The organism is Acidovorax sp. MR-S7 (assembly GCF_000400995.2).
Lineage (GTDB): Bacteria > Pseudomonadota > Gammaproteobacteria > Burkholderiales > Burkholderiaceae_C > MR-S7.
This window is the reverse complement of sequence record NZ_DF238930.1, coordinates 43,924-65,692: the sequence shown is the minus strand read 5'-3', so window position 1 is coordinate 65,692 and position 21,769 is coordinate 43,924. Positions and strand designations below refer to the sequence as shown.

The 21,769-nt window shown below is 71.4% G+C and carries 14 protein-coding genes; 7 read left to right on the top strand and 7 right to left on the bottom strand.

The window, feature by feature from the left end; all coding sequences use genetic code 11:
- Nucleotides 1-142 precede the first annotated feature (142 nt).
- The 7 genes from bcsD (at nt 143) to AVS7_RS13000 (ending at nt 12,177) form a co-directional block, all read left to right on the top strand.
- A complete protein-coding gene (gene bcsD / locus AVS7_RS13030; protein WP_020228842.1) occupies nt 143-634 on the top strand; it encodes a cellulose biosynthesis protein BcsD in 492 nt (163 codons plus the stop codon).
- 20 nt (nt 635-654) lie between these two features.
- Nucleotides 655-1,230 (top strand): cellulose biosynthesis protein BcsP, encoded by a 576-nt coding sequence (gene bcsP, locus AVS7_RS25390; protein WP_024001524.1) that lies wholly within the window; start codon nt 655-657, stop codon nt 1,228-1,230.
- Nucleotides 1,227-2,006, top strand: a complete 780-nt coding sequence (bcsQ, locus tag AVS7_RS13020) for a cellulose biosynthesis protein BcsQ (RefSeq protein WP_020228841.1) — start codon at nt 1,227-1,229, stop codon at nt 2,004-2,006. The genes bcsP and bcsQ overlap by 4 nt, the downstream gene beginning before the upstream one ends.
- Nucleotides 2,007-2,008: 2 nt before the next feature.
- Nucleotides 2,009-4,219 (top strand): UDP-forming cellulose synthase catalytic subunit, encoded by a 2,211-nt coding sequence (gene bcsA, locus AVS7_RS13015; RefSeq protein ID WP_020228840.1) that lies wholly within the window; start codon nt 2,009-2,011, stop codon nt 4,217-4,219.
- A gap of 17 nt (nt 4,220-4,236) precedes the next feature.
- The gene (gene bcsB / locus AVS7_RS13010; RefSeq protein WP_020228839.1) at nt 4,237-6,543 is read left to right on the top strand and encodes a cellulose biosynthesis cyclic di-GMP-binding regulatory protein BcsB; all 2,307 of its coding nucleotides are present in this window, start codon (nt 4,237-4,239) and stop codon (nt 6,541-6,543) included.
- A gap of 115 nt (nt 6,544-6,658) precedes the next feature.
- Nucleotides 6,659-7,894 (top strand): cellulose synthase complex periplasmic endoglucanase BcsZ, encoded by a 1,236-nt coding sequence (bcsZ, locus tag AVS7_RS13005; RefSeq protein WP_020228838.1) that lies wholly within the window; start codon nt 6,659-6,661, stop codon nt 7,892-7,894.
- Nucleotides 7,858-12,177, top strand: a complete 4,320-nt coding sequence (locus AVS7_RS13000) for a cellulose biosynthesis protein BcsC (RefSeq protein ID WP_020228837.1) — start codon at nt 7,858-7,860, stop codon at nt 12,175-12,177. Before bcsZ ends, AVS7_RS13000 begins: the two co-directional genes overlap by 37 nt.
- Before the next feature lie 324 nt (nt 12,178-12,501).
- Here AVS7_RS13000 and AVS7_RS12995 read toward each other — a convergent pair whose 3' ends face one another.
- The 7 genes from AVS7_RS12995 to AVS7_RS25180 form a co-directional block, all read right to left on the bottom strand.
- Nucleotides 12,502-14,184, bottom strand: a complete 1,683-nt coding sequence (locus tag AVS7_RS12995; protein WP_020228836.1) for a hypothetical protein — start codon at nt 14,182-14,184, stop codon at nt 12,502-12,504.
- A 147-nt stretch (nt 14,185-14,331) separates the two neighbouring features.
- Entirely contained in the window at nt 14,332-14,871 is a 540-nt protein-coding gene (gene ssb, locus AVS7_RS12990) for a single-stranded DNA-binding protein (RefSeq protein WP_020228835.1), read from the bottom strand.
- Between the two features lie 77 nt (nt 14,872-14,948).
- Nucleotides 14,949-16,127: an MFS transporter gene (locus AVS7_RS12985; RefSeq protein WP_020228834.1), complete on the bottom strand. Its 1,179-nt coding sequence runs from the start codon at nt 16,125-16,127 to the stop codon at nt 14,949-14,951.
- Between the two features lie 139 nt (nt 16,128-16,266).
- Nucleotides 16,267-17,358 (bottom strand): fibronectin type III domain-containing protein, encoded by a 1,092-nt coding sequence (locus tag AVS7_RS12980; RefSeq protein WP_020228833.1) that lies wholly within the window; start codon nt 17,356-17,358, stop codon nt 16,267-16,269.
- 21 nt (nt 17,359-17,379) lie between these two features.
- A complete protein-coding gene (locus AVS7_RS12975) occupies nt 17,380-19,503 on the bottom strand; it encodes an IPT/TIG domain-containing protein (RefSeq protein ID WP_024001523.1) in 2,124 nt (707 codons plus the stop codon).
- A 116-nt stretch (nt 19,504-19,619) separates the two neighbouring features.
- Nucleotides 19,620-21,209, bottom strand: coding sequence for an EAL domain-containing protein (locus AVS7_RS12970; protein ID WP_024001522.1), 1,590 nt, complete (start codon nt 21,207-21,209; stop codon nt 19,620-19,622).
- Nucleotides 21,206-21,715 (bottom strand): signaling protein, encoded by a 510-nt coding sequence (locus tag AVS7_RS25180; RefSeq protein ID WP_024001521.1) that lies wholly within the window; start codon nt 21,713-21,715, stop codon nt 21,206-21,208. Before AVS7_RS25180 ends, AVS7_RS12970 begins: the two co-directional genes overlap by 4 nt.
- Nucleotides 21,716-21,769: the final 54 nt, after the last annotated feature.

Below are 21,769 nucleotides of genomic sequence, written 5' to 3'. Positions count from 1 at the left end.
TCTTCCGCATGGCAAACCCACTCCGTCAACGCGTTGGCCCACATACTACCAACACAGATTTGTGACAGAGCCTAAATTAAAGTAATTGGAAACCATGGTCACGCCGGCTTCCCAGGCGTGCCATTTGCAGCCGAACGCCGTCATGACCACTTCATCCACCGTTGCGGGCGAGCTGTCCAGCTCCATGGAGCCCGCCTACATCCATCGCCTGCAGTGCTCCCGCCAGTGGCGCGGTTTCCTGGCTGCGCTGGCGGAGGAATTCGTCTCCGCCCTGCCGCCGCAGGAGCTGGCCACGCTCATGGCGCGCATCGGCATGCGCTTCGCCGCCGAGCATCCGTTGCCCGCGAGCGACACCGTGCAGGGCCTGCAGGACGCCATGAACCATGTGTGGAGCGCGCTCGACTGGGGCGTGGCGGAGCTCGGGCAGAGCCCGGCCGGCATGGAAATCACCCACCGCTTCTCGCCGCTGGCGGCCGCGTTCGGCGAGCCGCACGCGCCCTGGGCCACGGGATTCCTGCAGGGGGCGTACCAGCAGTGGTTCGATGCGGCGGGCGGGGCCGGGCTGCGGGTGGAGGTCGCCGCCGCGGCCGACGCCCTGGGCACGGCCCGGCTGCGCCTGGCCGCGGCCGCGTGACCGGGAAGAAAGGGCATCTCATGCAACAGCCTGAAGACATCGCACATCTGTACCAGGAGTTCGGCGGCAGGCCCGATACATACCGCGAGCTCACGCGCACGCGCGACGCCCAGCAGGCGCGCGAGCGCTGGCCGCTGATTTCCGCGCTGGGGGACCTGTCCGCCGGCGTGCCGCCGGTGCGCCCCGGCGAGGCGCCGGGAACGGCGCCGCAGGAATGGCATGCCGCCCAGCGGCCCGCGCCGCTCCTGCAGCCCGAGCCGCCGCGCGGGCCCGTGGAACCCACGGGCCCCCTGCACGCCGCGGTGCAGGCCGTGCCGCCGGTGGTGGCGCCCAGCGCGCCCCCGGCCCCGCCGCTGTGGGGCCATGCCGCACCGCCCGCCCCCGTCGCGGCGCCTGCGCCCGTGGTGGCGCCGGTTCCCGTCCCGCCACCTGCGCCGGCGCAGCCGCCCGCTGCGGCAGCCCCCGTGGGCGGCCCGGCGCTCCAGAACCCGTCGCCGCTGTCGCGCCTGGCGCGGCCGGCCCAGCCCGAGGCTGCGCCGTCGGCCGGCCTGCAGCAAGTCTTCGCCCGGCTGCTGGGCACGAGAAACCGCCCATGAAGATCCTGACCATCGCATCGGCCAAGGGCGGGGTCGGCAAGACCACCGTGACCGAGAACCTGGCCCTGGCCCTGGCCCGGCAGACGGGCCGCACCGTGCTCGCCGTCGACCTGGACCCGCAGAACGCCCTCGCGCTGCACCTGGGCCTGGGCCCGCAGGAGCTGCGCGGCCTGTCGCGCGCCAGCCTGTCCGGGCAGGACTGGCGCGACGCCTGCTTCGAACGCCAGCCGGGCCTGTACGTGCTGCCCTTCGGCGCGGTGACCGAATACGACCTGGCGGCGCTGGAGGCGCAGATCGCCGCCCGCCCGCGCTGGCTGCTCGACCACCTGCAGGCGCTGCAGCTGCCGGACGACGCGCTGGTGCTGCTGGACACGCCGCCCGGCCCGTCCGCCTACGGCCGCCAGGCCCTGGGCATCGCCCACTGGGTGATGGTGGTGATGCTGGCGGACGCCGCTTCCTACGCCACGCTGCCGCTCATGCAGCGGCTGGTGCAGACGCACTGCGCGCCGCGCCCCGACTTCGTGGACACGTTCTACCTGCTGAACCAGGTGAACTCCGCGCGCCAGCTCTCGCAGGACATCCTGCGCGTGCTGCGCGAGGCCGTGGGGCCGCGCTTCGCGGGCTCCATCCATGCCGACGAGGCCGTGTCCGAGTCGCTGGCGCTGGGCATGAGCGTGCTGGACCACGGGGCGCACAGCCAGGCCAGCCATGACATCCTGGCTTGCGCCGCCTTCGTGGCGGCGCGCATGCGCGCCCAGGTGGGCGCGGAGGTGTAGCCATGGCCACCGACCACAAGACCGTCGCCGACGAGATCGCGGACCGCAACCCGCGCAGCTTCGAGGCGCGCTGGCGCATGCGCGTGCACCGCATCGCCGACCAGCCCCTGTGGAACCACCCGCTGGCGCGGGTGGTGGCCGTGGTGGGCGCGGCGCTGCTGTTCGCCCTGGTGGTGAGCGTGCCGCTGGACCTGACGGGGCAGCTGCTCTTCTCGGCGGGCAGCTTCGGGGCCGCGCTGCTGCTGTCGCGCACGCCCGGGCGGCTGACCACGCTGGCCATGATCGTGCTGTCGATCTCCGCTTCTTCGCGCTACATGTACTGGCGCGTGACCGACACCGTGGGCTTCACCAACTGGGTCGATGCCTGCTTCGGCTTCGGCCTGCTGCTGGCCGAGCTGTACGCCTTCCTGGTGCTGCTCATCGGCTATTTCCAGACCGCCTGGCCGCTGCAGCGCCGGCCCGTGCCCATGCCGCAGGACGTGGACACCTGGCCCAGCGTGGACGTGTTCATCCCCACCTACAACGAGCCGCTGGAAGTGGTCAAGCAGACCGTGTTCTCGGCCATGCAGATGGACTGGCCCGAGGACCGGCTGCACGTGTACGTGCTCGACGACGGCCGCCGCGAGGAATTCCGCGACTTCTGCGAGGAACTCGGCGTGGGCTACCTCACGCGCGACAACAACGCCCACGCCAAGGCGGGCAACATCAACGCCGCGCTGGCCGTGACCGGGTCGGACTACGTCGCCATCTTCGACTGCGACCACATCCCCACGCGCTCCTTCCTGCAGATCTGCATGGGCTGGTTCATCCGCGATCCCAAGCTCGCGATGCTGCAGACGCCGCACCACTTCTTCTCGCCCGACCCGTTCGAGAAGAACCTGGACACCTTCCACGTCATGCCCAACGAGGGCGAGCTGTTCTACGGCATCGTGCAGGACGGCAACGACCTGTGGAACGCCGCGTTCTTCTGCGGCTCGTGCGCCATCATCAAGCGCGCGCCGCTGCTGGAGGTGGGCGGCGTGGCCGTGGAGACCGTGACCGAGGACGCGCACACCGCGCTGAAATTGAGCCGCCACGGCTACAACACCGCCTACCTGGAGCTGCCGCAGGCCGCGGGCCTGGCAACGGAAAGCCTCTCGGCCCACGTGGGCCAGCGCATCCGCTGGGCGCGCGGCATGGCGCAGATCTGCCGCGTGGACAACCCGCTGTTCGGCCCGGGCCTGAAGCTGGGCCAGCGCCTGTGCTACTTCAACGCCATGCTGCACTTCTTCTACGGGCTGCCGCGGCTGGTGTTCCTCACGGCGCCGCTGGCCTACCTGTTCTTCAGCGCCCACGTGTTCCAGGCCACGGCCGCCATGATCACGGCCTACGCACTGCCCCACCTGATGCACGCGAGCATCACCAACTCGCGCATCCAGGGGCGCTTCCGCTACTCGTTCTGGAACGAGGTGTACGAGTCGGTGCTGGCCTGGTACATCATGCGCCCCGTGCTCGTGGCCTTCGTGAACCCCAAGCTGGGCAAGTTCAACGTGACGGCCAAGGGCGGGGTGATCGAGCAGTCCTATTTCGACTGGTCCATCGCGCGGCCCTACCTGATCCTGCTGCTGCTCAACCTGCTGGGCTTCGCCGTGGGCATCTGGCGCATGGTGGCCGTGGGGCCTTCGTCCGAGGTGTTCACCACGCTGGTCATCAACATGGTCTGGACGGCCTACAACATCATCCTGACCAGCGCCAGCCTGGCCGTGGCCAGCGAGACGCGCCAGGTGCGCAGCACGCCGCGCGTGACGGCGGCGCTGCCCGCGGCACTGCGCTTCGCCGACGGCAAGACCCTGGTGTGCGAGACCGACGACTTCTCCCAGAGCGGCGTGGGCCTGCGGGTGCCGCAAGGCCTGAAGCTGGAGACCGGCAGCCAGGTGGAGGTGTCGCTGTTCCGCTCCGACGAGGAGGGCACCTTCCCCGCGCAGGTCACCTTCAGCGGCAACGGCCGCCTGGGCCTGCGCTTCGGGGAGCTGAGCCTGCACCAGCAGGCCGACCTCGCGCGCCTGACCTTCGCGCGTGCCGACGCCTGGATCGGCTTCTGGGGCAACCGCCAGCACGACAAGCCGCTCACCTCGCTCAAGAGCGTGATGGTGATCGGCATGCGCGGCCTCGGCCAGGTGGCCGCCAACACGCTGAACATCCTGCGCGGACGGCGCGAAGTGGTGACCAAGTAATCCATCGAAGACCAGCCATGACCGAGAAATCCCGCACCCCCTGGCGCATGGCGCCTGTCCTCGCCGCCATCGCGCTGCTGTCGGCACCCCTGTCCGGGCCCGGCGGCGCGCTGGCCCAGCCTGCGCCCGCCGCAGCTGCCCAGCCCGAGGCGCCGCCCGCCGCGGGGCGCAACTACCAGGTCACGTTCCGCCAGCTGGGCGCCGTGTTCCCGCTGCAGCTGCGCGGCGTGCAGGGCACGGGCGGCGTGCAGTTCGGGGTGCGCGGCGACGAGGTCGTCACGCGTGCGCGCCTGCACCTGAACTACGCCTATTCGCCCGCGCTGCTGCCCGAGATCTCGCACCTGCGCGTGCTGGTCAACGAACAGGTCGTCGCCACCATCCCCGTGCCCAACGAGCAGGGGGGGCAGGCGCTGCAGAAGGTGATCGACATCCCCACGCGGCTGATCGGCGAGTTCAACCGCCTGAACATCGAGCTGATCGGCCACTACACGATGGACTGCGAGGACCCGGCGCACACCAGCCTGTGGGCCAACGTGGGCAACGACAGCCTGCTGGAGCTGTCGGTGAACCCGCTGGCGCTGGCCAACGACCTGGCCTTCCTGCCCGAGCCGTTCTTCGACCGGCGCGATTCCCGCCCGCTCACCCTGCCCATCGTGTTCGCGGGCACGCCCGACGCCGCCCAGCTCGAGGCAGCGGGCACTGTCTCGTCGTGGTTCGGCGCGCTGGCGGGCTTCCGCGGAGCGTCCTTCCCCGCCGCCGTGGGGCAGATCCCGGCCAAGGGCCATGCCGTAGTGCTGGCGCTGGGCGCGCAGGGCGTGCCGGGCCTGAGCCTGCCCGCCGCCAGCGGCCCCTCGGTCACCATGGCCAGCCACCCGACCGACCCCGCAGCCAAGCTGCTCGTCATCAGCGGCCGCGACGCGCAGGAGCTCAAGCGCGCCGCGACGGCGCTGGCCGTGGGCGCGCCGGCGCTCTCGGGTCCGACGGCCGTGATCTCGGAGTTCAAGCAGATCGAGGCGCGCAAGCCCTACGACGCGCCCAACTGGCTGTCCAAGGATCGCCCGGTCAAGTTCGGCGAGCTGGCGCAGACGGAGATGCTCAGCGTGTCGGGCTATTCGCCGGACCTGATCCGCGTGAACTTCCAGGTGCCGCCCGACCTGTTCGCCTGGCGCAAGCAGGACATCCCCGTGCACGTGAAGTACCGCTACACGCCGCAGAACGGGGCCGACAAGTCCACGCTGAACATCAACGTCAACGAGCAGTTCCTGCGCGCGCTGCCGCTGCGCGCGGCCGACTACACCCCGCCCGGCCGGGTGAACAGCTGGCTCGACCGGGTGCTGCCCGCGCCGGCACTGGCCGCGGGCGACCTGCTGCCGGCCGAGGACTTCTTCCGCGTGCCGCTGTTCAAGCTGCCCGCGCGCAGCCAGCTGCAGTTCCACTACTACCACGAGATCAAGAAGGAAGGCGCCTGCAAGGACGTGCTGCTGGACAACGTGCGCGGCACCGTGGAGCCCGACTCCACCATCGATATCACCGGCTTCTCGCACTTCCTGGCCATGCCCGACCTGGCGGCCTTCGGCAACAGCGGCTTCCCGTTCAGCCGCCTGGCCGACCTGTCGGAATCGGCTGTGGTGCTGCCGCCCAAGCCCGAGCAGGGCGACCTGAGCGCCTACCTGTCGCTGATGGGCCTGATGGGCAACGTCACCGGCTACCCCGCGCACGCCGTCACCGTGGCGCTGGGCAACGGCCAGCTCGACGCGCTGGCGGGCAAGGACCTGCTGGTCATCGCCAGCAACGCCAACTCGCCCCTGCTCGAGCAGTGGGCCCGCTACCTGCCGTTCAGCCTGAAGGCCGACACCAAGGGCTTCCGCCTGTCGGACTACGCGTCGCGCCTGCTCAACTGGTGGGACCCGGACCAGCGCGACCGCGCCAAGCCTGGCCGCAACGCGATCACCTTCACCAGCGCCAGCAGCGACGCGGTGATCGCGGGCTTCGAATCGCCCCTGCAAAGCGGGCGCAGCGTGGTGCTGCTGGCCAGCAACCAGCCCGCCGGCCTGCAGCAGGCCGTCACGGCGCTGCTCACGCCCGACCTGCTCAAGCACATCCAGGGCAGCGCGGCGGTCGTGCGCGGCAAGCAGGTGGACAGCCTCGTGGCCGAGCAGACCTACCACGTCGGCCACCTGGACCCGGTCACGCGCGTGCAGTGGTGGCTGTCGCGCCACCCGCTGGCCCTCATCGTGCTGGGCGTGGCGGCGGCCGCCCTCATCGCCTTCATGCTCTACATCGTGCTGCGCGCCAAGGCCCGCGCGCGGCTCCAGAAAGGTTGAGACAATGCGAATTTAGGAGCTGGTTGCGCTTGCCTGCAAAGGGTTTTCGATCGTTTTTGTGCCGAAACCCAGGCACAGCAAGCGCAAGCAGCTCCTGAATTTGATACGAACACGCATGCCGCCCGTCTCCCGCACCCCTGACACCGCCCGCGCGCCGCGCCACGCGCTGCGCGCGCTGGGCCTGTGGTGCGCGCTGCTGCCCGGCGCCATGGCGCAGGACGCCTGCACCACCGCCGCGGCCTGGCCGCTGTGGGACCAGTTCGTGCAGCGCTTCGTGCAGGACGACGGGCGCGTCATCGACTACACCACCGTGCAGCAGCATTCCACCTCCGAAGGGCAGTCCTACGCCATGTTCTTCGCCCTGGTGGCGCATGACCGTGCACGCTTCGACAAGCTCTGGGCCTGGAGCATCGCCAACCTCGCGGGCGGCGACATCGGCGCGCGCCTGCCCGCGTGGCAGTGGGGGCGCCAGGCCGATGGCCGCTGGGGCGTGGTAGATGCCAACCCCGCATCGGACGCCAACCTCTGGTTCGCCTACGCCCTGGCCGAGGCCGGCCGCGTCTGGCGCGAGCCGCGCTACACGGCCCAGGCGCGCACGCTGCTGGCGCAGGTCGCCATAGAGGAAGTGGCCGACCTGCCCGGCCTGGGCCCCACGCTGCTGCCCGCGTCCAAGGGCTTTGCGCTGCGCGGCCCCGAAAGCCGCACCTGGCGGCTCAACCCCAGCTATCTGCCCGTGCCGCTGCTGCGCGCATTCGAGCGGCTCGACGCCCAGGGCCCGTGGAAGGCCGTCGGCGCCAGCTTCCAGCGCGTGCTGGAAGGCACCACGCCCAAGGGTTTCGCCGCCGACTGGGTGGCCTACGAGGTGCGCGAGGGCGCCGCGCGCGGCGCCTTCGTGGCCGACCCCGAGAAGGGCGACACCGGCAGCTACGACGCCATCCGCACCTACCTCTGGGCCGGCATGACGCCGCGCGGCGACGCGCTCGCGCCCGTGCTGCGCCGCCGCCTGGGCGGCATGGCCGCCGCGCTGCGCACCGCCGCCGTGCCCCCCGAGAAGGTGCAGACCGCCACCGGGCAGATGGAAGGGCAGGGTCCCGCGGGCTTTTCCGCCGCGCTCTTGCCCTACCTGCGCACGCTGGGCGCCACGGCCGCGCTCAAGGCCCAGCAGGAGCGCGTGCGCGCGCAGCTGCTGGAGGCGCCGCCTGGCGGCCAGCCGCCATACTACGACCAGGTCCTCGGCCTCTTCGGCACGGGCTGGATGGAACAACGCTACCAATTCCTGCCCTCCGGCAGGCTGCAATTACGCTGGGAAAAGGCATGTCCGCAAAGAAGCGCCACCACCAACACACCCTGATCCTGGGCCTCGTCGCCTCGCTCGGCGGCCTGGCCGCTCCGGCCCAGGCCCAGGACGCCGCCACCAAGACGCTGATCGAGCAGGGCCAGTACTGGCAGTCGCGCGGCGACGCCCAGCGCGCCATCGAGAGCTGGCAAAAGCTCCTGCGCGTGGACCCGAACCAGCCCGACGCCCTCTACGGCATGGCCCGCGCGCAGCTGCAGGGCCAGCACGTGGAGGAGGCCCAGCGCTACCTGGAGCAGCTGCGCCGCGCCCACCCCGGCCACCGCCTGGTGGAGCGGCTGCAGCAGGAGATCGGCGTGCAGCGCAACAGCGCGCAGGTGCAGCAGGCGCGCGACCTGGCCCGTGCCGGCCAGGCCGAGCAGGCCATGGGCAGCTACCAGGCCGCGCTGGGCAACCAGGCACCCACCGGCCCGCTGGCGCTGGAGTACTACCAGACGCTGGGCGGCACCTCCGGCGGCTGGGACGAGGCCCGCCGCGGCCTGGAGCGCCTGGCGCGCGAATCGCCCGACGACGCCAAGATCTCCCTGGCCCTGGCCCAGCACCTCACCTACCGCGAAGCCACGCGGCGCGAGGGCATCGCCCAGCTCGCCCGCCTGGCCGGCCACCCCGAAGTGGGCAAGGCCGCCACCGACAGCTGGCGCAAGTCCCTGGCCTGGACGGGCAGCCGCGCGGCCGACATTCCGCTCTACCAGGCCTTCCTGCGCGCCTATCCGGGCGACGAGGCCATGCAGGCCCGCCTGCGCGAGATCGAGGCGCGCCAGCGCACCGCGCGCGCCGGTGCCGCCGCCGCGCGCGACCCGCTGCGCCAGCGCAGCACCGAGGGCTTCAAGGCGCTGGAGGACGGTGACCTCGAAGCCGCCGAGGCCGAATTCCGCAGCGTGCTCGAAACCCGCCCCAACGACGGCGATGCGCTCGGCGGCATGGGCGTGCTGCGCCTGCGCCAGGAAGAGTTCGCCCAGGCGCGCAGCTACCTGGAGCGCGCCACCCGCCAGGGCTCGCCCGCGCGCTGGAAACAGGCGCTGGACAGCGCCACCTACTGGACGCTGATCGAGCAGGCCCGCGCCGCGCGCGAGGCGGGCGACCTGGGCAACGCGCGCCAGCTGCTGGACCAGGCCGTGCGCCTGGATGCCCGCGAAGTCACTGCCGAGAACGACCTGGCCGACGTGCTGGCCGAGCTGGGCCAGCTCGAAGCCGCCGATGCCGCCTACCGCCGCGTGCTCGCGCGCCAGGCCGACAACCCCGATGCGATCCGCGGCCTGGTGGGCGTGCTGTCGCAGACCGGCAAGGCGGCCGAGGCGCTGCAGCTGGTCGAGCAGCTCACGCCCAGCCAGCAGGAAAAGGTGGGCGCCCTGGGCCGACTGCGCGCCGCGCAGGCTTTGGGCCTGGCGCGCGCCGCCGCCGAGCGCGGCGACGACAATGCCGCGCGCGTCGCCCTGGAAGACGCGCTGCTCAACGACCCCGGCAACCCCTGGGTGCGGCTGGACCTGGCGCGCCTGTATCTGAAGATGGGCGCTATCAACGAGGCGCGCGGCGTGATGGACGGGCTGCTGGTGTCCAACCCGCACATGCCCGAGGCGCTGTACGCGAGCGCGCTGCTCGCCTCCGAGGCGCGCGACTGGACCGGCGCGCTGGCCACGCTGGAGCGCATTCCCGAAAAGAACCGCACGCGCGACATCGCCGCGCTGCAAAAGCGCGTCTGGGTGCACGTGCAGGCCGACGCCGCCGCAGCGCTGGGCCGCGAAGGCCGTGTGCAGCAGGCCCAGTCCGTGCTGGCACAGGCAGAGCCCTTCGTGGGCCAGGATCCGGAGCTGCTTGGCACCGTGGCCCTGGCCTATGCCGACGCGGGCGACCCCAACCGCGCGCTGGCCATGGTGCGAGAGATGCTCGCGCGCACGCCCCGCCCCGACACCGGGCTGCGCCTGCAGTACGCCGCGGCGCTGCTCAAGACGCACCAGGACGTGGAACTGGCCGGCATCCTGCGCCAGCTGCAGGACACGCCCATGTCCGCGCAGGAGCGGCGCGGCTACGAGGACATTCGCGTGGGCTACATCCTGCGCCAAGCCGACGCGCTGCGCGAGGCCGGCGACCTCGCCGCCGCCTACGACACCCTGGCCCCGCTGCTGGCCGAGCGCCCGAACGATCCCGACGTGGTCGGCGTGCTGGCCCGCATGTACGCCGACAACGGCGACCACGCCCAGGCCATGCAGCTCTACCACCGCCTGCTGGAGAAGGACCCGCGCAACCTCAAGCTGCTGCTGCCGGCCGCCTCGGCGGCCACGGCCACCAAGGATTTCGCCTATGCGGAATCGGCCATCCAGGTCGCGCTGCAGCTGGCTCCCAATGATCCCGAGGTGCTGACGTCCGCCGGCCGCCTGTACCGCGCCAAGGGCCAGTCCACCAAGGCTGGGCAGTATTTCGCGGCCGCCATCGAGGCCGAGAACCGCCAGCGCGCGGTGCTGCTCGGAGCGGCGGGCCAGGGCGCTTCGGCCTGGAACGCCGCGGCGCCGGGCGGCAACCCCTTCCGCCGCACCGCCCTGTCCAACTGGGGCGGCGGGCGCACGCCCTTCCCCACGGCCGTGCCCGTGGCCGCCGCGCCCCTGGCCTACACCGCCGCGCAGCCCATGCCTGCCGCGGTCGCCGGGCCGCAGCCCTACATTCCCCAGCCCGCGGGGGCGGCGCGCTTCCCCATGGCCGCGCCCGCTGCCGTGCCCCTGGCCACGCCCACCAGCTACTACGGCGCGGTTGCTCCTGCGGCACCGTCCGCAGCTGCCGCAGCGCCGCAGCCGGCCACCGGCCGCGCAGCGTCCAAGGCGGCCCCGCAGGCACGCGCCGCGCTGCCGGCCGCCCGGACCGCCGCCGCAGCGGCGCCTGCATCCGCTGCACCCGCTGCCGCGCCCGCGGGCTACGTGGCCTCCGCTGCCGCACCGGCGCCTCTCTACGTGCCCCAGCCCGCTACGGGCTACGTGACGCCCCAGGCCGCCTATGCCGCATCCGCGCAGGCGGCGCCTGCACCTTCGCTGTGGGCCGCGGCGCCCATGCCGGCCCCGGCCGGGGTGCCGCAGCCCGCGCGCCCGCGCTCGGCGCTCGACGAGCTGTCCGAGCTGCAGGAGGGCCGCACGCCCATGCTGTCCGTGGGCGTGGTCGGCCGTGCGCGCCAGGGCGAGTCCGGCATGAGCCGCCTGACCGACATGCAGGCGCCGGTGGAGCTGAAGTTCGGCGCCGGCGACGGCATGATGACCCTGCGCGCCACGCCCACGGGCGTCAGCTCCGGCACGCCCGACACCACCTACGGCACCCTCAGCCGCTTCGGCGGCGGCCCGGCCACGGCGCTGGACATGCCGCTGCGCTCGCCGGGCTCGCAGAACGACAACGGCGTGGGCCTGGGCATCGGCTACGAGACGGCCAACCTGGCCGTGGACGTGGGCACGCTGCCGCTGGGCTTCCGCCAGAACGACATCATGGGCGGCGTGCGCTACCGCATGGGCCTGAGCGACCAGACCACCCTCACGGGCGAGCTCTCGCGCCGCCCGGTGACGGACAGCGCGCTCTCCTTCGCCGGCGCGCGCGACGCGCGCACGGGCGAGCGCTGGGGCACGGTGTCCGCCAATGGCGGCCGGCTGGACCTGACCTGGGACGACGGCAGCTTCGGCACCTACGCCATCGGCGCGCTGCACAGCCTGCAGGGCCACAACGTCCAGTCCAACTACCGCGCCGAACTGGGCGGCGGCATGTACTGGCGCGTTCATCGCACCGCCGATTCGGCCTTCACCGCGGGCCTGAATTTCACGGGCATGACCTACGACAAGAACCTGCGCTACTTCACCTACGGCCACGGCGGCTACTTCAGCCCGCAGCAGTTCCTGGCCATGAGCGTGCCCTTCGACTGGGCGCAGCGCAGCGGCCGCCTGAGCTACCAGATCAAGGGCGCCCTGGGCGTGCAGTACTTCAAGGAGGACGCGGCGCCGTACTTCCCCACCAGCCGCACGCGCCAGAGCGCCGCCGCACAGGCCGCGAGCGATGCCGAGGCATTCGGCGAGGTGGGCGCCAACACCACCGCCATCTATCCGGGCCAGAGCAAGACCGGCCTGGGCTACAACCTGGGCATGGCCATGGAGTACCAGCTCCATCCGCAGCTGTTCATCGGCAGCCACCTGTCGCTGGACAACGCGCGCAACTACCGCCAGTTCACGGGCGGGCTGTACGTGCGCTATGCGCTGCAGCCCTATACGGGCCGCCAGGCGCTGCCGGTGAATCCGCTGAAGTCGCCGTATTCGTTCTGATCGGCAGGCGGCTTTCCAAAGAACAATCCCTCGCCACGCGAGGGATTTTTTTCGCCCGTGGGCAGGGGGCGGGCGCTGCGAGTGGATTCAATGGGCATGTAGGCGGACGAGCTTCATGGCCCGTCTGATCGAGGGGCTGGCTGATCGACAGAATGTGCCAGCCGGCGCTTCACTGGCGAAACGCTGCTACCGCCCTTCGGGCCCTGGCGGGGGGGGGGACGCTACCCCAGAAAGAGAAATCCCTCGCATAGCGGCGAGGGATCTGTCATGTGTCGTGGACGCGTGGCGCTACCGGCAACGTAGCGCCACGGGCCTATGCGGTACTCAAGGTGCCGGAAGTTTCGTGCCCACGAACACCGTGTGCGCGCGCTGGCCGGACTGGAACAGGCCCGCCGTCAGGATGCGCAGGCCGACCACTTCGCCGTTGGCATCGAAGATGGCAGCTGCCGAACCCGATTGCGACGGCCCGGTCGACAGCTCGCAGCCGATGGAGTTGGCCGGCTTCGCGTCATCCAGGAAGCCAAGGGCTTCCACCCGGTACAGGTTCTGCTTGCCCCCGTCCAGGTTGCCCAGCAGCTTGCCCACGATCTGGCACTCGTTGCTGGTGACGCCTGTGATGGAGCCGTCCACGGCGATGTCGATGTCCACCTGGTGGCCGCCGAAGCTGCTGCCGGCCATGCGGTAGCTGCCGACGATCATGTTGATGTCGGCTTGCCCGGCACGGCGGGTGGGCAGCGTGTAGATGGAGTCGGGCTGCATCGTGAACCGTGTCGGATAGCCGCCTGGCTGCGTGGGGTAGCTGTAGGTGCCCGTCAGGCGATTCGCGATGCCGTTCGCCGCGGCGCTCTCCACCGTGGCATCGACCAGCACGCCGCTGACGTAGCCGCCCAGGTAGCCGCCCGTACCGTCGAGCAGGCGGTCGAAGAACACGCCGTCGTTGGCCGTCACGAACCGGTTGGTCGTCTGGTCGTTGTTGTAGCGGATCAGGCGCCCGTAGAGCACGTTGTGGTTGAAGCTGCTGTTCGTGTAGAAGAACATGCCGCCGTCGGGCAATACCGTGCCGTGGATGTCCAGGTCGCCCGTCACGCCTGCGGGCAGCGTCAGCGTGCCGGCCCAGTTGCCCGCGGCCGACAGCGGCGTGGGGGAGGGCGTGGTCGGCTGGCGCGGATCGGCCAGGCCATTGAGCACGAAGGTGTTGTCCGTGCCGATGGAGTTGCGTGTGAACACCCAGATGCCGTTGGGCACGTTGTTGGCGTCGAAGCGCAGCACCGCTACGCCCGACTGCTGCGAACTGCGGTAGCCGCACGAAGTCTCGTCGCCCGTCAGGTTCATCGTCACCGAATACAGCGCCGAGTCCTGCGAGCGCGGCGTGGCCGTGCCCTGCACGTTGCAGCCGCCCACCCGGCCGGACAGCACGCCGCGCTCCGTCACCGTGAAGACCCATTGGCCACCGAATAGGCCCGATCCCCGGTAGGTGCCAGCGATCAGGTTGGCTCGGGCCGGATAGTCGTTGAGCTTGCTGTAGTTCAGCTTGAACGAGGTGGGCGTGCCGGTGGCCGCTGCCGTGCCCGCCGGGCTGGTGTAGTTGCCGCTGATGAGCACCGTCTTGCCCGTGGCTGCGTTGGGCGAGGCCGTGCCGCGCAGCGTGATGCCCGGGGCGAACTTGCCGTCCTGCACGGAGAAGTAGGTCACTCCCGTGGCCTGCACCGCCGTCACGTTGGTGCGCAGCAGGCCATAGAGCCCGTCGTAGCCCGCAGCGCCCGCAGCGCCGCGCGCGAGGTAGAACTCTCCGCCCTTGCCGTCTTCGCCGCCGTCGATGAAGCCCACCATCGTGCGCTGGCTCACGCCCGTGCCCACCGTGCCTTCCCAGAACCCGGCGGGGTACTGCTGCGTGCCCACCGGCGGGCCGACGTCGTCGCCGCCGGAACCTCCGCCGCAGCCCGCGACCAGCGCGGCCAGGCACAGGGAAAGCAGGGAGCGGGGACGGGCGAGGGAGGGAAAGCGCATGGGGTCGGCCTTGCAAGGGGAAGGGCGGCACCCACGCCGCCCGGTTCGGACAGGCGCGCCTTCGCATGCATCGCGGCGGCGCGCCGATCCGATTATGTTATTTCAATAGCTGGTGCAATCGATTGAAATAAACGATGACGCACCGCCTCAGAACGGAATGTCGTCGTCCATGTCGTCGAAACCCGACGCCGCGCGCGGCGGCTGGGCCATCGGGGCCGGCGCGGGGCGGGCTGCCGGGGGGGCTGCGGGGCGCGGCGCGGGCGCGGCGCGGCGCGGGGCCTCGTAGCCGCCGTCTCCACCGCCGCCGTAGCCGCTGTCGTCATAACTTCCGCCCGCACCGCCGCCCGCACCTCCGCGGCTGCCCAGCATCTGCATGGTGTCGGCGCGGATTTCGGTGGTGTAGCGCTCCTGGCCGCTCTGGTCGGTCCACTTGCGGGTGCGCAGGCTGCCTTCCACATAGACCTGCGAGCCCTTGCGCAAGTACTGGCCCACGATCTCGGCCAGGCGGCCGTTGAAGACCACGCTGTGCCACTCGGTGGCTTCCTTGTTCTCGCCGGTATTCTTGTCGCGCCAGCGGTCGGTGGTGGCGATCCGCACGTTGGCCACCTGGTCGCCGCTCGGGAAGGTGCGCATTTCGGGATCGCGGCCCAGGTTGCCGACGATGATGACTTTGTTGACGGATGCCATGCTGCTAGTGCCTTCGCTTCGGGAAATGGGGTTGGCGCCTACTGTAGCGCGCCAAACGGCCGATTGTGCACGCTCCTTCAGTGGCCGCCGCGCCCCACGGGCCGCAGCGGCCAGGTCAGCAGCAGCCACAGCGCCGCCAGCACGGATGTGGCGGCGAACAGCCCCGGCGCGCCCCCCCATTTGGCCAGCAGCCCGCCCAGGGCCCCGCCCGCGAACAGGCCCAGCGACTGCAGCGTGTTGTAGGCCCCCAGCGCCGCGCCGCGCAGCGGCGCCGGCGCCATGCGCGAGACCAGGCTGGGCTGCGTGGCCTCCAGCGCGTTGAAGCCGCAGAAGAACAGGAACAGCAGCGTGCCCAGCACCGCCAGCGTGGGCGTGGCGCCGCTGGCGGCCAGCAGGCCCAGGCCCGCCTGCACGGCCAGCACGAGGCCGATGGCGATGAGCAGCGCCGCGCGCAGGCGTCCGCGCCGTTCCATGGCGAAGAGGCCGCCCATGGCGGCGAACGACAGCACCACGGCCGGCAGGTAGGCCTGCCAGTGCGCGTCCTTGGGCAGCCCCGCCTGCACCAGCATGGCGGGCACGGCCACCCACATGGCCATCTGCACCGTGTGCAGCGCGAACACGCCCGCATTCAGGCGCAGCAGATCGGCATGGCGCCACACGTCGGCCAGGCGGCCGCGCGGCGCGTCGGCGTGGCGCGCGGGCTCGGGCGGCACCACCCACAGCACCACGGCGATCCCGGCCAGCGCCAGCGCGCAGGTCAGCCCGAACAGGCCGGCCAGGCCCATGTGCGCGGCCAGCGGCGGCGCGGCCACGAGGGCGATGGCGAACATCAGCCCGATGCTCGCGCCCACCAGCGCCATGGCCTTGGTGCGCACCACGTCGCGCGTCTGGTCGGCCAGCAGCGCGGTGACGGCGGCAGACACCGCGCCCGCGCCCTGCACCGCGCGCCCGATCACCAGGCCGGTCACCGAGTCGGCCAGCGCCGCCAGCAGGCTGCCCGCCGCAAATACCACGAGCCCGGCCACGATCACGCGCTTGCGCCCCAGCCGGTCGGACGCCAGGCCCAGCGGCAGCTGCAGCACCGCCTGCGTGAGGCCGTAGATGCCCATGGCCAGCCCGACCAGGGCCGGGTCGTCGCCGCCCGGGTACTTGCGCGCCTCCAGCGCGAACACGGGCAGCACGAGGAACAGGCCCAGCATGCGCAGCGCGAAGATCAGCGCCAGGCTGATGCTGGAGCGGCGCTCCAGCGGGGTCATGGAAGTGGAAGCGGCGGGGGAGGGCACGGGGAGGCAGGGGCGGTGGGGCGTATGGGCGAAAGCGGGGATTTTCGCCCATGGCGCAGGCTATCGAGCCAAATAGGCCTCCAGCGCTTGCCTAGTAAGCGCTGGCAGCTATTTATTTGATAGTTGCGGCCCGCCGCCAGCCCAGCGCTCCCAGCAGGGCCGACAGCAGCGCCAGCGCCCAGGCGCCCAGCGTGGGGATGGCGTGCGCGCCGCCGGGCGCGGCCAGCGGCACCACGGGCAGCAGCGGGTCGGCGATGGTGCCGGGGGTGTTGTCCGCGTCGCCCCGGCCGTTGTCGGTGATCTGGTAGGTCACGGTCTGGCGGTTGTTGGTCAGGGTCAGGCCCAGCGATGTGGCGGGGTCCTGCGGGTCGAACCAGCCGCCCGCGCCGTCGGGCTTGCGAAAGCGCACGTCCGCAGGCAGCGGCTCGGGGTACTGCAGCACGATCTGCACCGCGCCGCTGCAATGCTCTGCCGTGAAGCTGAACTGGCCGTTGGGCGCGTCGAAGCCTGGCGGTTTGGCGCCGGCCGCGCCAAAGCCGCCGCTGGCCTGCAGCGTGCAGGCCGTCCCGCCGCCCGACAGCGTGGCCGTGGCCGCGCCCGCCATGCCGGGTACGGCGCCCGCGGGCGCGCTGATCTGCAGCAGGCGCGGCACCACGGCGCCGGACGCGCCGGAGTCCGGCCCCGTGCCGACCGTGTTCGTGGCCTTGACCGTGAAGGTGTAGCTGGTGCCGTTGGCAAGCCCCGTGAAGGCGATGGGGCACACCGTGCCCGTGGGCGAACCTGTGGGCACGTCGCAATACCCGGTGGCGCCGCCCGGCGCGGCCGTGGCGGTGTAGCGGGTGATGGGGCTGCCCCCGTCGCTGGCGGGCGCGGTGAAGGTCACCGTGGCCTGCCCGTTGCCCGCCGTGGCTTGCGCCCCCGTGGGCGCGCCCGGCGCGGTGAGAACGGCCACCGTGTGCACGCTGCCGCCGGCGTAGCCCGCCGCCGGGTTGCCCACGGCGTCCACGATGCCGGTGCCGCTGCCCTTGAGGTCGAGCCGCAGCGAGCCGTTGCCGCTGATGTTGCCGACGGTGACGGTGTAGCTTGCGCCGCTGCCCGTCACCTGGGGGACCGTGCCCGCCGCCGTGCCCGAGGTCGTCGTCAGCGAGAAATCGGTCCTGTCCACGCCCGTCACCGTCTCGCTGAAGGTGACGAGGAAGGCCACGCTCGCATCTGCGGGGCCGGGCTAGCCCCCCGGCGCGATGACGGTCACCGTGGGCGCAACGGTGTCCACCGTGGCATTGCTCGTGTCCGCCGTGGTGGTGGTGCCGCCCGCGCCCGTGGCCGTGACCGAGACGTTGCGGTTGGCTCCATCGATGCCGTCGGGCAGCGGGTGGCTGGCCGTCCACAGGCCGCTGGTGTTGCTGGCAGCCACCGCCGCGCCGCCGCCGAACGCGCTGAAGTCCACCGTCACGCCGGTGATGCCGCTGTTGTTGTCGCCGCTGGCGGAGTTGTTCCAGGTGGCGCTCACCGTGTCGCCCCGCTTGTAGGCGTCGCCGGTGCCCGTGCCGCCCGAGAGGGTGATGCGCGCGTCGGTCACGGTGGGGGGCGTTCCTACCAGTACGCCGGTAGTGCTGCCAAGGCTGTTCAGCGTGGTGTCGGCGCTGGCCGCGCCGCTGCTCAGCGTGCCGCCATTCAGGCCGAGGCCCATGACGGCGATGCCGTCCATGTCCGCGTCGCCAGCCTGCACGGTGTAGGCAAAGGAGAGCGCCGCAGTGCCCGTGCCGCCGGCATACGTTGCATAACGGATGTTGCTGCCAATGGTCAGCTGAATGCGGGGCGTGCCGCTCACGATGATGGGGGCGTCGTAATTCACCGTGAAGACCAGCACCTGGCCCGCGCCATAGGTGCCGCCGGCGGGCACCGCCACCGATTGCACCGTGGGCGCCTGGGCGATCAGCGTGACATTGCGGTCGATTTGGCACGCGTTCGCATCCATGACGCTGACGGTGTGGGTGCCTGCGGCCAGGCCCGTGGCCGTGAATGTGGTTTGGTTGGACGGTGTCCAGTAGTAGGTATACCCCGGTGTGCCGCCGCTGGGGGAGACGCTGGCGCGGCCGGTGGCGTTGGAGCCCACGGGGTGGGCAACCACGCTCGCGGAGCCCGTCAGGGCAGAGGCGGGCTGCGAGATCGCGATGTTCGCCACGGTGAACGTGCTGCCGGCCCTGTCGGTCACCGTGACGGAGTAGGTGCCTGCGGGCAGGCCGGTTGCTGTTGCTGAGAGTGCTTGGCCAGGCGACCACAAGTAGGTGTAGGGAGGCACGCCCCCGTATGCAAGAGCCGTGGCCGTGCCATTGCTCCCGCCGGTGCAGGAGACTTGCGTGCTGAAAATATTCGCAAAAAGGCCTGACGCCGCCTTCGTCACCGTCACCGTGGCGTTGGCATCGGCCAGCGTGGGGGTGACGGTGATGCTGGCCACCATGTCGTTCACCGCCGCCGTGTAGCTTGTGTTGCCCGTTGTGAAGGCCGGGCTCAACGTGCCCGCCGACAGCGCCAGGCCCGACAGGCTGGCATTGCTGGACGGCACCGCGTAGGTATAGCCGTTGGTCAGCGTGGCGTAGCCGCCGGGGGTGGTGACCCTGACGTTCACCGGGCCCGCGGTGTGCGCCGGGGTGGTGGCGGTGAGCGAGGTGGCGCTGAGGACGGTGATGCCCGTGGCGCTGCTGCCGCCGAACGTCACCGCCGTTGCGCCGGCGGTGAAGTGGGTGCCGGTGAGGGTGACGACGGTGCCGCCCGCCGTGGAGCCGCTGTTCGGCGTTGCGCCGGTGACGGTGGGCGTGGGTGTCGTCATGGAGGTGAACGTGAAAACGATGGTGCCTTGGGCCACGGGCTGGGTATTGGAAGGGACGGTGAACGTCAGCGTCTTGCCGTTGAAGGCGGCCGCGTAGCTGCCCGCGTCGCCCGCGGTGCCGCCGGCGGGTGTGATGCCGGTGAACTGGTAGAGGGTTCCGCCGCTTAAAACGACAGAGAACTGCCGGTCGTTGTTCAGCCCACCCCACACGCGATAGGCGGGATCCGCTTGGTAAACGTCGATCGTGAATGTCCCGGCCGCCGGATCGACGTCGAAACGGAAGGCGCCTGTGTCGAACTCAACGCCGCTGCCGACCGCCAAGGAGGGGTCGGCGTTCCATCGGTAGGGAGTGCCGCTGCTTTCACCCCAGAAATCAACCGTGGTGCCCGCCGTGCTGGCCTGCGCGTTGAGGCTGAACAGGCTGGCAAGGCAGCCCAGGAACAGCGCGGCGGCCCAGCGCTTCAGCAGCGGAAGCCAGGGTGTATCCCGATGCATGCGGAAGGGCGTGGTGGGCGGCATGGCGGTGCTTTCGTTTTCAAAAACCATAGCTGCCAGCGCTTGATGGGTAAGCGCTGGCAGCCGAAAAGCCTTCAACGGCCTGTATCCAGGCTATCGGGAGTGTGAATTTTTGTGAATCACTGAAATTGGTGAATTTCACGCCCCCGCGCGAAGGCCGCCACCTCCCGCGCCGGCAGCGCCCGGCTGAAGTGCCACCCTTGCACGATCAGCCCCGCGGGCGACTGCAGCGCACGGCACTGGGCCTCGGTCTCGACGCCCTCGACCACGGTGGGCAGGCGCAGCGCCTCGCATAGGCGCAGCAGGCCGTCCATCACCTGCGCGCCCTTCGGGTCGTCGCGGGCGACGACGAAGCTGCGGTCGATCTTGATCACGTCCACGTCGAACTGGTGCAGGTAGGCGAGCGACGAGTAGCCGGTGCCGAAGTCGTCGATGGCCACCTTGGAGCCGATGGCGTGGATGCGCGCGATGGCCTGGCGGATGGCGGGCACGTCGCCGGCCAGGGCCTCCTCGGTGATCTCGATGCCCACCTGCCCGCCGGCGCGGGCGAGGATCTTCACCAGCCGCTCGCAGTGGCCGGGCGAGGTGAGGGTGGCGCCGGTCACGTTGATGCTGATGGGCAGCGCGAAGCCCTGCTCGCTCCACTGCCGGTGCTGCTGCACGGCGCTGCCGGCCACCCACAGGTCCACCTCGCGCATCAGCCCGGCCTCGGCCAGCCACGGCAGGAGGGTGCCGGGCGGCTGCGAGGCTCCGCTGCGGTCGCGTGCGCGCAGCAGCGCCTCGCAGCCGGTGCAGCGGCCGCTGGGCAGCGCCACCTGGGGCTGGTATTCGAGGTGGAAGTCGTATTCGCTGATGCGCCGGATGTGCGCCAGCACGGTCTCGCGCCGCGCCTGCTCGCGGTGGGCCTGCTCCACCGGGTCGGGGGTGGCCAGGGCCGCTTCCTCGGGCAGGCGGGTGAAGGTGGTGTCGAACGCGCGCAGGTGGATGGCGTTTTCCTCGCGCCCGGCCTGGTCGAGGGCGCGGATGTAGGGCGCGTACACCAGCGTGCCCAGGCCCACCAGCAGCACCTGCAGCAGCACGGCGGCCGCGTCGCCGCCGGTGCTCACGTAGGCGTTGAGCAGCACGGGCATGGTGAAGGGCAGCTGGACCGTGGCGGCGGCCACCCAGCCCGCCTGCACGGCGGCCAGCGACAGCGCCAGGTTGAGCACCGGCACGGCCACGAAGGGCACGAGCAGCCGCGGGTTGAGGATGACGGGCAGGCCGAACAGCAGAATCTCGTTCACGTTGAGCAGCGACACCGGCAGGCTGGCCAGCGCCACCAGGCGCAGCCCGCGACCCCGGCAGAACAGCAGCGCCGCCAGCGACAGCGACAGCGTGCCGCCCGCGCCGCCGACGAAGACGAACGCGCCCATCAGCCCGCTGGTCAGCGCATGGCGCGGCGCCAGGCCCGCGGCCGCGTCGGCGGCGTTCAGCACCACGGCCTGGTCGAGCACCTGGAAGAACGGCTGCATCGCGTAGTAGCCGTGGATGCCGAAGAACCACAGCACCGAGTTGAGCGCGGCCAGCAGCACGCCGCTGCGGTAGGGCGACCCGGGCGCGGCCAGGGCCAGCGGCAGCTCGGCCTGCGTGAGCGCGGGCACCTGCGCCAGCGCAGCCAGCACGGCTGCCAGCAGCGCGGCGGTGACGATGCCGGGGACGACCAGGTTCATCGCGTCGCGCACGCTCTCGCCCCCAGCCCGCCACGGGCGATGCGCGTCCAGCGCCGGGCATGCAGCCGCGCCATCAGCGGCACGTTGATCAGCGGCGACGCAATGGCGATGAACAGCACCAGCGTGGCCGCCGCGCGCGGATGCCCGCGCAGCACGAAGGCGGCGATCTCCACGTACACCAGGCACAGGAACGCCACGGGCAGGCGCGGCAGCCGGTGGCGGATGGCCAGCATGTAGCCGATCGACGCGGCCACCAGCAGCGGCAGCGCGGCGCTGATCTCGGTGTGCAGCCCCGCCAGCCACTGCACCACCGGCGCGGGCAGCCCGGCCATCTGCGCCAGGGCCGAGGCGAGCAGGAAGGCCGCCGACACCAGCAGGCAGGGCACCAGCCACAGCAGCCCCTCGCGCAGCGCCCGCATGGTGCCCGCGCCCGCCAGGGCGGCCAGCCGCTGGGTGAGCAGCAGGCGCACGGCGGGCAGGCCGGGGTGCGGGGTTTCGTGGCGCATCGAGGAGGGTGGTTTTGCTATTGAAAAAATAGCTGCTTGCGCTTGGCAGTATTG

Excerpts from the sequence above, each read along its gene's own strand:
- AVS7_RS12970 (WP_024001522.1), bottom strand. The coding sequence starts at position 21,209 with ATGAACCTGGTCGTCCCCGGCATCGTCACCGCCGCGCTGCTGGCAGCC.
- AVS7_RS12995 (WP_020228836.1), bottom strand. The coding sequence starts at position 14,184 with ATGCGCTTTCCCTCCCTCGCCCGTCCCCGCTCCCTGCTTTCCCTGTGC.
- AVS7_RS13000 (WP_020228837.1), top strand. The coding sequence starts at position 7,858 with ATGTCCGCAAAGAAGCGCCACCACCAACACACCCTGATCCTGGGCCTC.
- ssb (WP_020228835.1), bottom strand. The coding sequence starts at position 14,871 with ATGGCATCCGTCAACAAAGTCATCATCGTCGGCAACCTGGGCCGCGAT.
- bcsZ (WP_020228838.1), top strand. The coding sequence starts at position 6,659 with ATGCCGCCCGTCTCCCGCACCCCTGACACCGCCCGCGCGCCGCGCCAC.
- bcsQ (WP_020228841.1), top strand. The coding sequence starts at position 1,227 with ATGAAGATCCTGACCATCGCATCGGCCAAGGGCGGGGTCGGCAAGACC.
- bcsA (WP_020228840.1), top strand. The coding sequence starts at position 2,009 with ATGGCCACCGACCACAAGACCGTCGCCGACGAGATCGCGGACCGCAAC.
- AVS7_RS12975 (WP_024001523.1), bottom strand. The coding sequence starts at position 19,503 with ATGCCGCCCACCACGCCCTTCCGCATGCATCGGGATACACCCTGGCTT.
- bcsB (WP_020228839.1), top strand. The coding sequence starts at position 4,237 with ATGACCGAGAAATCCCGCACCCCCTGGCGCATGGCGCCTGTCCTCGCC.
- AVS7_RS25180 (WP_024001521.1), bottom strand. The coding sequence starts at position 21,715 with ATGCGCCACGAAACCCCGCACCCCGGCCTGCCCGCCGTGCGCCTGCTG.
- AVS7_RS12985 (WP_020228834.1), bottom strand. The coding sequence starts at position 16,127 with ATGACCCCGCTGGAGCGCCGCTCCAGCATCAGCCTGGCGCTGATCTTC.
- bcsD (WP_020228842.1), top strand. The coding sequence starts at position 143 with ATGACCACTTCATCCACCGTTGCGGGCGAGCTGTCCAGCTCCATGGAG.
- bcsP (WP_024001524.1), top strand. The coding sequence starts at position 655 with ATGCAACAGCCTGAAGACATCGCACATCTGTACCAGGAGTTCGGCGGC.